This is a genomic window from Winogradskya humida (genome assembly GCF_016862215.1).
GTDB classification, from domain to species: domain Bacteria; phylum Actinomycetota; class Actinomycetes; order Mycobacteriales; family Micromonosporaceae; genus Actinoplanes; species Actinoplanes humidus.
The window spans coordinates 180,404-190,785 of sequence record NZ_BOMN01000013.1 but is presented as its reverse complement, the minus strand read 5'-3'; the positions used below and the strand labels follow the sequence as shown (position 1 = coordinate 190,785).

Sequence of the window (10,382 nt, the reverse complement as noted above, 5' to 3'; positions counted from 1 at the left end):
GGACTTGACGCGTAGCGCCGCAGAAAATTGTGCTGTCGCTGGGGTTGGCGCAATATCGGGGATCAGGGGCGGCGGACCAGGAGCCTCTGCCGGCTCCAAGTGGCGGTGCAGGGCTGGATGCGCCCAGTGCCACAGGTGCCGCGCCCTCCCTCATCGATCGACCAGGTTTCGATGTCGGCGACGCCCGATCACAGGGGCCTGCTGATCATGCGAGGGGGAGGGGTGTCAGGAGGGTGGGTCGATGCCTCGGGTGAGGTGGGTGCGCTGGCCTTCCTGGTCGAGGATGGTGAGGATTTCGGCGGGGCCGTCGTGGGCGCCGAAGACGTGCGGGACCATGGTCGAGAATTCTGCGGCCTCGCCCGTGCGGACGATGATCGTGCGGTCGCCGAGCAGGAGCTCGATCGTGCCGGAGAGGACCATGAACCAGTCGCGGCCGGGGTGGACGCGCTGGGTGATGGTCTCGCGGGAGGGGGCCGGGCGGGTGATGCGCATCTTGGCGACGGTGACGCCGCCGGGGCCGTGCTCGCGGGACAGCAGCCAGGTTGTCACGCCGCGGCCGTCGTCGCGGTGGGGGCGGATGACCACGTCGGCGTCGTCGGCGGGCTCGACGAGCTGGTCGAGGGTGGTGCCGAGGGCGCGGGCGATCGGGGTGAGCTGGTCGAGGGCGATGCGGCGGTGGCCGGTTTCGATGCGGCTGAGGGTGGAGGGGCTCAGGTAGCAGCGCGCGGCCAGCTCGTCGAGGGACCAGCCGCGGGCCACCCGTAACCCGCGGATCCGCATCCGGACCAGACCGTCGAGATCTCCGTCTTGCTTCATACGCAAGATGCTATGTCGTACGCGCAAAGCCCCGCTACCGTTCGTGTCATGGCCCACGAACACAAGCACGACCAGCCGCACGACCACGACCAGAAGCATGACCACAAGCACCAGCACGAGACCGACCCGTTCGCCGAGATGCTCGACCTCGACGCCGAAGTCCTCCACGAGTATCACGCCGACCTGCTGGGCAGGGTCCACGCCGCCGTCCCCGGCGCCCGCCGCATCGTCGACGTCGGCAGCGGCACGGGCACCGGCTCGCTCGCCCTGGCCCGGCGCTTCCCGCAGGCCGAGGTTCTCGCGCTGGACCTCTCCGAGCAGCTCCTGGCCCACCTCGCGCACCGCGCCCACGGCCTCAACATTCGCACCCAGCAGGCCGATCTGGACGAGGGGCTGCCCGCCCTGGAGCCGGTCGATCTGGCGTGGGCGTCGGCGTCGATGCACCACATGGCCGACCCGGACCGCGTGGTGGCCGAGATCCTGACCGCGCTGCGTCCCGGTGGCGTGTTCGCCGTCGTCGAGCTGACCGGCTTTCCCCGGTTCGTGCGCGGTGACGACAACGTCGAGGCCCGGTTGCACACCCTGCTCAAGGCCCAGCACGAGGAGCACGTGCCGCACATGGGTGACGACTGGGGTGCCCGCCTGGCGAAGGCCGGCTTCACGGTCGAGACCGAGCAGCACTTCCCGATCGCGCTGACCGCCCCGCTGCCCCGGGCCACCGCCCGGTACGCCGAGGTGTCGCTGCTGCGCCTGCGGGAGAAGTTCGAGGCGGACCTCGGTGCCGCCGACCTGGCGGAGCTCGACACGCTGATCGGGGACCTGCCGAACCGTGGGGACCTCACCGTGCGTACCGATCGCAGTCTATGGCTGGCCCGCCGCCCGCTCTGAGTTTGCCGAATACTGCAAGATCAACTTATTGGCCCTTCCCCTGAGGTCTCCACAGTGGTCTGCTGTCCTGGTCGCACGGGGCGGGAGGATCGCGGATGGGGACGGTCGTGCCGGTGCTGACCCGGTGGGGCGTGAGTGCCGACGCCGACCTCGTCTACCGCACGCTGCTGCAGCCCGTTCCCCGCGACGCCGCCGGCCTGGCCCGGGATCTCGGGATGAGCCGGCGGCGGATCGGCGCCGCGGTCGACGAGCTGGTGGCGATCGGTGCGGCGGCGCCCGAGGCGGGTGTCCTGTCCGCGGCCGACGCCGCGGGGGTGGTCGAGCGGCTGCGCTCGCGCCGGCAGCGGCGGCTGGCCGACGATCCGAGGAACCGCTGGCGGGGGCATGTCGCGGCGGTGGAAGGGCTCGGCCCGCTCGCGGCGACGGCCGTGCGGCTGTGGCCCCGGCGGGAGGATGCGCGGCGCCGGGCCGCCCAGCTCGTCGAGGCTGAGAAGTACGAGCATCTCGCGCTGAACACCGAGGACCAGTTCACCGCCGAGTCGCTCTCCGCGGCCCGTCCCCTGGACCGGGCGCTGCTGGACCGGGGGATCCGCGTGCTCGTCGTCGAGCGGCCACCCCGCGACGGCGATCTTGGAGTGCCGGCGCGCAGCGTCGCGTCGATCCCGCCCGGGCACTACCGCCAGACCGGTGACGTGCCGCTCAAGCTGATGGTGTTCGACCGGAGGGTGGCGTTCTTCCCGGCGGACCCGCTCGACCTGGAACAGGGGTACGTGGAGATCACCGATCCGGCCGGGATCGAACGGTGCTGCGAGCTGTTCTTCCGGCTCTGGTCCGGCGGCCGGGACCCGTACGAACAGGGTGTCGCCCCCATCGAGCTCTCCCGGCGGGAACACGCCCTGGTGATCCTGCTGGCCGCCGGGCACACCGACATCACCGCGGCCGCCGAGCTCGCGATCAGCCCTCGGTCGGTCTCCTACACGATGCGCGCGCTCATGGACCGCGCCGGCGTCGACAACCGTTTCCAGCTCGGCCTGCTCCTGGGCTCGACCGGAACGATCCATCCCGCACTACCGGAAAACGGGGAACCATCATGACCGTACGCACGAAGACCTTCCTCATCGCCCTCGCGCTGGCCCTGGGTCTCGGCGCAACCGCGTTCGCGGGCGCGCAGACCGAGACCGAGGCCCTGCCCAGCCCGTTCTGCGCGACCTGCCTGGCGCTCCCCGAGTAAGACGCGTCTATCTAGTCGATAGGATATGTGGGTAGCCTGGAGGTCATGACCTCCCTGGACTTCCACTGGTTCCTGCCGACGAACGGCGACAGCCGGGACATCGTCGGTGGCGGGCACGGCACCCCGGTCGGCTCGGCCGGGGGCCTGCGGCCGCTGACCATCGGCTACCTCGGGCAGATCGCCCGCAGTGCCGAGCAGCTCGGTTTTGTCGGCGCCCTGACCCCCACCGGGGCCTGGTGCGAGGACGCCTGGCTGGCCACCGCGATGCTCGCCGAGACCACCGAGCGGCTGAAGTTCCTGGTCGCGTTCCGCCCCGGGCTGATCTCGCCGACCCTGGCGGCGCAGATGGCGTCGACGTTCCAGCGGCTGTCGGGCAACCGGTTGCTGCTCAACGTCGTGACCGGCGGGGAGTCGTCGGAGCAGCGCTCGTACGGTGACTTCCTCGACAAGGACGCCCGCTACGAGCGCACCGCGGAGTTCCTCGGCATCATCCGCGCGCTGTGGCGTGGCGAGACGGTCGACCACAACGGCAAGCACCTGCACGTCGAGGGCGCGAAGCTGGCCCGGCTGCCCGACCCGGTCCCCGAGATCTACTTCGGCGGCTCGTCGAAGGCGGCCGGCCCGGTCGCGGCCGAGCACAGCGACGTCTACCTCACCTGGGGTGAGCCGCCGGCGCAGGTCAAGGAGAAGCTCGACTGGATCCGTGGCCTCAACCCGGACCTGCGGTTCGGCATCCGGTTGCACGTGATCGCCCGCGACACGTCCGAGGCGGCCTGGGCGGAGGCGGACCGGCTGCTGAAGCACGTCTCCCCGGCCGACATCGCCGTGGTGCAGGAGGGGCTGCGCCGCAGCGAGTCGGAGGGTCAGCGCCGCATGCTCGACCTGCACGGCGGCAGCCGCGACGGGCTGGTCGTCTCGCCGAACCTGTGGGCGGGTGTCGGCCTGGTCCGCGGTGGCGCCGGCACGGCCCTGGTGGGCAGCCACCTGGAGATCGCCGACCGGATCGCCGAGTACGCCGACCTGGGCATCACGGAGTTCATCCTGTCCGGCTACCCGCACCTCGAGGAGGCGTACTGGTTCGGCGAGGGTGTCCTGCCCGAGCTGCGCCGCCGCGGCCTGTGGAACCACCCGGCGGGCGACACCCGGCACGAGGCGGCCAGCATCCCGTTCGCGGGTGTGGCGCGGTGACCCTGGGTGTGGTCGTGGTCGACACGTCGTCGCTGGGTGACCGCACGTACCTGCTGCACGACGGGGTGGCCGGCGTGGTCGTCGACCCGCAGCGCGACATCCACGGCCGTGGCCACACCCGGTCACACCTTCCACCACTTTGCGTACGCCGTGAGCTACGCCGGCGAGTTCGCGGGGGTGTGCACGGGCGGCTCGCTCCTGTTCGGCACCACGGGCCGCACGGATCTGCTCGGCACCGGGCACGCCCGGGAGCTGGCAGCCCACCAGCACGCCTCGGCGCACAAACTGGCCACGCTGCTCCCGGACGAGGCGCTGGTCTGGCCTACGCACGGGTTCGGCAGCTTCTGCTCGGCGGGCCCGCCGTCGGAGTCGGACGCGTCGACCATCGGCCGGGAGAAGGGCACCAACCCGGCCCTGCGGCTGCCCGTCGACGCGTTCGCCGACCAGTCGCTGGCGGGGCTGAACGCGTACCCGGCGTACTACGCGCACATGGGTGACCGCAACGCCGCCGGCGCGGACCTCATCGACCTCACCCCGGTGACGCAGGCGGACCCTGCCGAGCTGGCCCTGCGCATCGCCGCCGGGGAGTGGGTGGTCGACCTGCGCACCCGCAAGGCGTACGCGTACCAGCATCTCGCCGGCACGCTGAGCTTCGGCCTCGACGGTTCCCTGGCGACCTGGCTCGGCTGGACGCTGCCACACGGCACGCCGCTGACCCTGCTCGGTGAGTCGCTGCAGCAGGTGGCGGACGCCCGGCGCGAACTCGCCCGGATCGGCATCGACCGTCCCGCGGCCTCGGCGACGGGTGCGCCGCAGGACTGGTCGCGTACCCCTCAGGATCTGGTCCCGGGCCGGAGTGCGACGTTCCGTGACCTGGTCACGGCCTCGCCCGAGGTCGTGCTGGACGTGCGCGCGGACCACGAGTGGCGCTCGGGTCACCTGCCGGACGCGATCCACATCCCGCTGCCGCAACTGCTCGTCCGGCTCGGCGAGGTCCCGCCGGGCACGGTGTGGGTGCACTGCGCGGCGGGCTACCGGGCGGCAGCGGCGGCGAGCCTGCTCACCCGGGCCGGCCGCGACGTGGTCGCGATCGACGACGATTGGCATCCCGCCCTGGCCGGGTAGCTCCTGGCGGATTTCCCGAAGAGGGTCGCGACGACGCGGCCCTCTTTTCGCCGTGCCCGACGCCATTTTGCTTCATGTTAGAGTCACTTGAAAATCAAGCTACCTCTGATCCTGGAGCACCGGTGACGCACGTTCTGGAAGAAAGAAAGACCGCGAAGGGGCTGATCCTCGCGACCATCGCGATCGCCCAGCTGCTGCTCGTGCTGGACGCGACGATCGTGAGCATCGCGCTGCCGACCGCGCAGGTCGACCTCGCCATCTCCGACTCGGGACGCCAGTGGGTCGTGACCGCGTACACCCTCGCGTTCGGCGGGCTGTTGCTCCTGGGCGGGCGGATCTCGGACTACGCGGGGCGCAAGCGGTCGTTCCTCATCGGGCTGATCGGATTCGCGCTCGCCTCGGCGCTGGGTGGCTTCGCCGTCAACCAGGGAATGCTCTTCGCCGCGCGGGGTCTGCAGGGTGCGTTCGCGGCCCTCATGGCACCCGCCGCCCTGTCACTTCTCGCGGTGACGTTCACCGGTGAGCGCGAACGGGCGCGGGCGTTCGCGATCTTCGGCGGGATCGCCGCCGGCGGGGGCGCGCTGGGTCTGCTGCTCGGCGGCCTGCTCACGCAGTACGTGTCGTGGCGCTGGTGCCTCGGCGTCGGCACCCCGATCGCCCTGGTCACCGCGATCGTCGCCGCGGTCGTGCTCACGGAGAGCCGGGCGGCCGGGCGTACGCGCTACGACGTCACCGGCGCGGTGACCGTCACCGCCGCCCTGGTCGCCCTCGTCTACGGCCTGTCCAACGCCAGCTCGCAGGGCTGGTCCGCGGGCCTGACGATCGGGCTCATCGCCGCCGGCGTCGTGCTGCTCGTGGCGTTCTGGATCGTCGAGCACCGCTCCGCGAACCCGCTGCTGCCGCCCCGCGTCCTGCAGGAGCGCAACCGCGGTGGCTCGTACCTGGTCGGACTGATGCTCGGGACGGCGCTGCTGGCGTTCTTCCTGTTCCTGACGTTCTACCTGCAGCTGATCCTGGGCTACTCGGCGCTGCGGTCGGGTCTGGCGTTCCTGCCGTTCACGCTCGGCATCGGTGTCGGGGTCGGCGTGGGGGCGAAGTTCGCCACCCTCGTACGCCCCGGCGTGCTGATCGCGTCGGGACTGCTCGTCGCGGCGGCCGGTCTCGCGTTGCTGACCCGGATCGGCGTCGACACGAGCTACTGGACACACGTCCTGCCCCCGGTCGTGCTCATCAGCCTGGGGCTCGGCCTGACCTTCGGCCCGGTGCAGAGCACGGCGCTCGTCGGCATCGGGGCCGCCGACGCCGGGGTGGCCAGCGCGATGGTCAACACGACGCAGCAGATCGGCGGGTCCATCGGCACCGCCCTGCTCAACACCATCTTCGCCAACGCCGTCACGGGATACGTGGCGGACCACGGCACCGGGGCAGCCGCGCTCGCGACCATCCACGGGTATGCCGTCACGTTCTGGGTGGGTGCCGGGATCCTGGTCGTGAGCGCCGTCGTCGCGATCGTGTTCATCACGGCGACCCGCGCGGAAGCGGCCGAGGCGGCGGGCCGCGCGGGACCGGCTTAGTCCGGTGCCGGCTTCGCCGCGGACTTCGAGGCCTTGCCCTGCAGGCTCTGGATCGCGCCGCCGAGTACGGTGTGCAGGTGGTCGAGCAGCGACTCGACCTCCTGCAGGAACTCGGGCGAATACTCGTCCATCATGGCGTCGACCCGCTCGGCGACCGGATCGAAGACGGCTGCGGCGTCGCGGCCGACGTCGGGTGTGGAGCGCAGTGTCACCATCCGGCGGTCACTGTGCTCCCGGGAGCGCACGATCAGCCCGGCGTCCTCGAGGCGGTTCAGCAGTGACGTGGTCGCCCCGGAGGTCAGCCCGATCCGTTTGGACAGCTTGATCGGGCTGAGCGGCTCGCTCGACTCCTGGGCGTAGACGATCTCCGAGAACGCGGCGGCGTCCGCGGTGTGGACGCCCAGCCACCGGGCCAGCTGATGGGTCAGTTCGGAGTAGTCCGCGGAGTAGACACGCAGCGCGTCGACGACCCGGTCACCCTGCGACATGCCATCGCGATGTGTCGCGTCGGTCAACGAAAGTCCTTTCCACGCCAGGTCACCGATTTTACGGCACGCCCCGAGGAGGATCGCCGTGCAGGTGCGTACGCACGCCCGCAGGGTCCTCGAGGCGCCGCTGCTCGCCGAGCGGGCCCGGGCCCGCCGGGTCCTCGAGCTCCGCCGGGCCGGCCGGACCGTCGTCGACGGAGGCCTGAGGTCGGCCACCCGCTGGGAGCTGCGCGACCGGCTGACCGGCGCGGTGGTCGCCCGCGGGGACGACGGTCCGGCCGGGCTGGAAGCAGCCCTGGCCGATTTCTACCACTCCGATGACCTCTACGCCGAGATCCCCGGCGCCGACCCGGTGACCCCGGGGATCCCGCCGTCGCTGGCCCGGGCGATCGGGGAGTGGGTCGCCGATCCCGGCACCCCGGACGAGGAGATCGCCGGGTTCGTGGGGTGGCCGGTGGCCCGCGTACGCGAATGTCGTTGACGCCGTTGCGATCATGGGTGCGTGCAGAAGATTCCCACGGTGTTTCTCCGGGACCCCGCCGACCGCAAGCGGACCACCCGTGACGTCAACCCCGGCTGCGAGTGGGTGCTCGCCGGTGAGGGTGTGGCGACCCGCAAGTACGACGGCACCTGCGTGCTGCTCGACGAGCACGGGGTCTGGTGGGCCCGCCGCGAGGTCCGCCCGGGCCGCACCCGCCCGCCCGGCTACCGTCCTGTCACGACGGACGAGGTCACCGGCAAGACGCAGGGCTGGGAGCCGATTGCGCAGTCCGCGTACGCCGCATGTCATGTCGAGGCCGTGTCCTCGGGCTCCTTCTCGCCGGGTACCCACGAGCTCATCGGCCCTAAGATCAACGGCAATCCCGAGAGCGTGGGTACGCACCAGCTCGTCGCGCACGCCGACGCCGAGGTGTTCGACGTGCCGCGTGATTACGACGGGCTGCGGGAGTGGCTGCTGGCGCACCCGCAGTACGAGGGGATCGTCTGGCACGCGGCCGGTGGGCGGATGGCGAAATTGAAGCACCGTGACTTCGCCCTTAACGGACGTTAAGCTAACGGGGTGACGGTTGAGCGGATCTTGCCCACCGAAGAGTCCTACGAGCTGCTCGGCCTTGCCCGGGAGATAGCGCGGGGTGAGCTGGCACCACGGGTCGACGACTACGAGGCCCGTGGGGAGTTCCCCCGGGACGTGCTGCGCACGCTGGGGCGCGCGGGCCTGCTAGGGCTGCCGTATCCGGAGGCCGACGGCGGGGGCGGGCAGCCCTACGAGGTCTACCTTCAAGTGCTCGAGACGCTCGCGTCGTCGTGGCTCGCCATCGCCGAGGCGGTGAGCGTGCACGCGCTGTCGTGCTTCCCCGTCGCGGCGTACGGCACCGAGCGGCAGCGCAAGTCCCTGCCCGACATGCTCGGCGGGGACCTGCTCGGGGCGTACTGTCTCTCCGAACCGCAGGGCGGCAGCGACGCCGGCGCGCTCACCACCCGCGCCGACCGTGACGGCGACTACTACCGGCTCACCGGCACCAAGGCGTGGATCACCCACGGCGGCAAGGCCGACTTCTACACGGTCTTCTGCCGCACCGGCGGCCCCGGCCCCGAGGGCATCTCCTGCGTGGTCGCCGAGGCAGGCACCCCCGGGCTGTTGCCCCAGACCCCGGAACGCCTGATGGGCCTGCGCTCGTCCCCGCCCGCGCAGATCGTCTTCGACGACGCCCGGGTCAGCACCGACCGGCTCGTCGGCGAGGAGGGGTCCGGTTTCCGGATCGCGATGACCGCCCTCGACTCGGGACGGCTCGGGATCGCCGCGTGTGCGGTGGGGCTCGCTCAGGCGGCTGTCGACTACGCCGCCGCGTACGCGAAGGAGAGAGAGCAGTTCGGTCGCAAGATCGGCAGCTTCCAGGGCCTGGGTTTCATGCTCGCCGACATGGCCACGCAGGTGTCGGCGGCTCGGGCCCTGACCCTGGCCGCCGCCCGCCTCAAGGACGCCGGCCGCCCGTTCTCCGTGGAGGCCGCCAAGGCGAAACTCTTCGCGACGGACACCGCGATGAAGGTGACCACCGACGCGGTCCAGGTGCTCGGCGGCTACGGGTTCGTCGCCGACCACCCCGTCGAGCGCTGGTTCCGCGAGGCCAAGCTCCTGCAGATCGTCGAGGGCACCAACCAGATCCAGCGCCTGGTCATCGCCCGGTCCCTGGTCCGCTGATCCTCCCGGGCGGCGTTCCGCTGATCCTCCCGGGCGACATTGCGTCGGTCGCCCGGGAACACGAGGCGGAAACGGGTTCGTTACGGCGGGGCCCCGCCCGGTATCTTGACGCGGTGGAAGAGATCGACAGGGCGATCGTGGGCGCCCTCACCGAGGATGGCCGCCTGTCGTACACCGACCTCGCGGAGCGCGTGGGCCTGAGCGTCTCGGCGGTGCACCAGCGGGTGCGCCGCCTCGAGCAGCGCGGCGTCATCGCCGGATACACGGCGAAGGTGTCGTACGAGGCGCTCCAGCTCCCGCTGACCGCCTTCGTCGCGATCCGCCCCTTCGACCCGTCCCAGCCCGACGACGCCCCGGAGAAACTCGCCCACCTGGCCGAGATCGACTCCTGCTACTCGGTCGCGGGGGAGGACTTCTACCTCCTGCTGGTGCGCGTGGGCAGCCCGGCGGATCTCGAACGTCTCCTCCAGGAGATCCGCACCGCCGCCAACGTCACCACCCGCACAACAGTGGTTCTCAGCACGCCCTACGAGAACCGCCCGCCCCGCATGCCCGGCCCCGACCCGCTCCCATAGCCCTCGCCCCGCGCCGTGCCCCTTCCCGCGCTGTGGTCAGTGCGCGTGGTGGTACCGGTGCACGACCGCATGGCCCTTGCCGCGGCTGATCAGCCACCGGTTCACCGGGGTGGTCAGCAGGAAGGCCACCGCCAGCGACCCGGCCAGGGACGCCCAGAACAGCACGCTGGTCAGCCCGGCGTTCATCGCCCCCGGCACCGCGACGATGAACGCGTCCCGGCGACCATGCCGAGCACCTCCCCGATCGCGCACCCGGTCAGGCAGTGCACCGTGGCCGCCGCGGCGGTTCTCCAGCTC

General features: G+C 71.4%; 12 protein-coding genes and 1 pseudogene. 10 read left to right on the top strand and 3 right to left on the bottom strand.

What is annotated here, in order from left to right; translation table 11 throughout:
* Window positions 1–225 precede the first annotated feature (225 nt).
* Window positions 226–816, bottom strand: a complete 591-nt coding sequence (locus tag Ahu01nite_RS05625; protein ID WP_203835299.1) for a helix-turn-helix domain-containing protein — start codon at window positions 814–816, stop codon at window positions 226–228.
* Between the two features lie 48 nt (window positions 817–864).
* Between Ahu01nite_RS05625 and Ahu01nite_RS05620 the strand changes: the two genes are divergently transcribed.
* From Ahu01nite_RS05620 to Ahu01nite_RS05595, 6 genes and pseudogenes are all read left to right on the top strand, one after another.
* The gene (locus tag Ahu01nite_RS05620) at window positions 865–1,704 is read left to right on the top strand and encodes a class I SAM-dependent methyltransferase (protein ID WP_203835298.1); all 840 of its coding nucleotides are present in this window, start codon (window positions 865–867) and stop codon (window positions 1,702–1,704) included.
* Between the two features lie 95 nt (window positions 1,705–1,799).
* Window positions 1,800–2,798 (top strand): LuxR C-terminal-related transcriptional regulator, encoded by a 999-nt coding sequence (locus tag Ahu01nite_RS50205; RefSeq protein ID WP_239158640.1) that lies wholly within the window; start codon window positions 1,800–1,802, stop codon window positions 2,796–2,798.
* Window positions 2,795–2,935, top strand: coding sequence for a hypothetical protein (locus Ahu01nite_RS05610; RefSeq protein WP_203835297.1), 141 nt, complete (start codon window positions 2,795–2,797; stop codon window positions 2,933–2,935). Before Ahu01nite_RS50205 ends, Ahu01nite_RS05610 begins: the two co-directional genes overlap by 4 nt.
* Before the next feature lie 45 nt (window positions 2,936–2,980).
* Window positions 2,981–4,123, top strand: a complete 1,143-nt coding sequence (locus tag Ahu01nite_RS05605; protein WP_203835296.1) for an LLM class flavin-dependent oxidoreductase — start codon at window positions 2,981–2,983, stop codon at window positions 4,121–4,123.
* A pseudogene (locus Ahu01nite_RS05600) lies at window positions 4,120–5,248 on the top strand (rhodanese-like domain-containing protein). Before Ahu01nite_RS05605 ends, Ahu01nite_RS05600 begins: the two are co-directional and overlap by 4 nt.
* A gap of 122 nt (window positions 5,249–5,370) precedes the next feature.
* Window positions 5,371–6,822 carry an MFS transporter gene (locus tag Ahu01nite_RS05595; protein ID WP_239158639.1) on the top strand — a complete coding sequence of 484 codons (1,452 nt, stop codon included), beginning with the start codon at window positions 5,371–5,373 and terminating at the stop codon, window positions 6,820–6,822.
* On the opposite strand, the gene Ahu01nite_RS05590 is transcribed toward Ahu01nite_RS05595, so the two are convergent.
* Window positions 6,819–7,337 (bottom strand): MarR family winged helix-turn-helix transcriptional regulator, encoded by a 519-nt coding sequence (locus Ahu01nite_RS05590; RefSeq protein ID WP_203835294.1) that lies wholly within the window; start codon window positions 7,335–7,337, stop codon window positions 6,819–6,821. The genes Ahu01nite_RS05595 and Ahu01nite_RS05590 overlap by 4 nt on opposite strands.
* A 58-nt stretch (window positions 7,338–7,395) precedes the next feature.
* On the opposite strand from Ahu01nite_RS05590, the gene Ahu01nite_RS05585 reads away from it, so the two are divergent.
* The 4 genes from Ahu01nite_RS05585 (at window position 7,396) to Ahu01nite_RS05570 (ending at window position 10,085) form a co-directional block, all read left to right on the top strand.
* A complete protein-coding gene (locus Ahu01nite_RS05585; RefSeq protein ID WP_203835293.1) occupies window positions 7,396–7,791 on the top strand; it encodes a hypothetical protein in 396 nt (131 codons plus the stop codon).
* A gap of 21 nt (window positions 7,792–7,812) precedes the next feature.
* Entirely contained in the window at window positions 7,813–8,361 is a 549-nt protein-coding gene (locus tag Ahu01nite_RS05580) for an RNA ligase 1 family protein (protein WP_203835292.1), read from the top strand.
* A 9-nt stretch (window positions 8,362–8,370) separates the two neighbouring features.
* A complete protein-coding gene (locus Ahu01nite_RS05575; protein ID WP_203835291.1) occupies window positions 8,371–9,510 on the top strand; it encodes an acyl-CoA dehydrogenase family protein in 1,140 nt (379 codons plus the stop codon).
* Window positions 9,511–9,623: 113 nt separating this feature from the next.
* On the top strand, window positions 9,624–10,085 hold the full coding sequence (locus Ahu01nite_RS05570; protein ID WP_203835290.1) for an Lrp/AsnC family transcriptional regulator: 462 nt from the start codon (window positions 9,624–9,626) through the stop codon (window positions 10,083–10,085).
* A gap of 36 nt (window positions 10,086–10,121) precedes the next feature.
* Here Ahu01nite_RS05570 and Ahu01nite_RS05565 read toward each other — a convergent pair whose 3' ends face one another.
* Window positions 10,122–10,337: a DUF4396 domain-containing protein gene (locus tag Ahu01nite_RS05565; protein WP_239158638.1), complete on the bottom strand. Its 216-nt coding sequence runs from the start codon at window positions 10,335–10,337 to the stop codon at window positions 10,122–10,124.
* Between the last annotated feature and the right edge of the window lie 45 nt (window positions 10,338–10,382).

Bases quoted from the DNA above. Each gene is read 5' to 3' on its own strand.
- Ahu01nite_RS05625 (WP_203835299.1), bottom strand. From the start codon at position 816: ATGAAGCAAGACGGAGATCTCGACGGTCTGGTCCGGATGCGGATCCGC.
- Ahu01nite_RS05620 (WP_203835298.1), top strand. From the start codon at position 865: ATGGCCCACGAACACAAGCACGACCAGCCGCACGACCACGACCAGAAG.
- Ahu01nite_RS50205 (WP_239158640.1), top strand. From the start codon at position 1,800: ATGGGGACGGTCGTGCCGGTGCTGACCCGGTGGGGCGTGAGTGCCGAC.
- Ahu01nite_RS05610 (WP_203835297.1), top strand. From the start codon at position 2,795: ATGACCGTACGCACGAAGACCTTCCTCATCGCCCTCGCGCTGGCCCTG.
- Ahu01nite_RS05605 (WP_203835296.1), top strand. From the start codon at position 2,981: ATGACCTCCCTGGACTTCCACTGGTTCCTGCCGACGAACGGCGACAGC.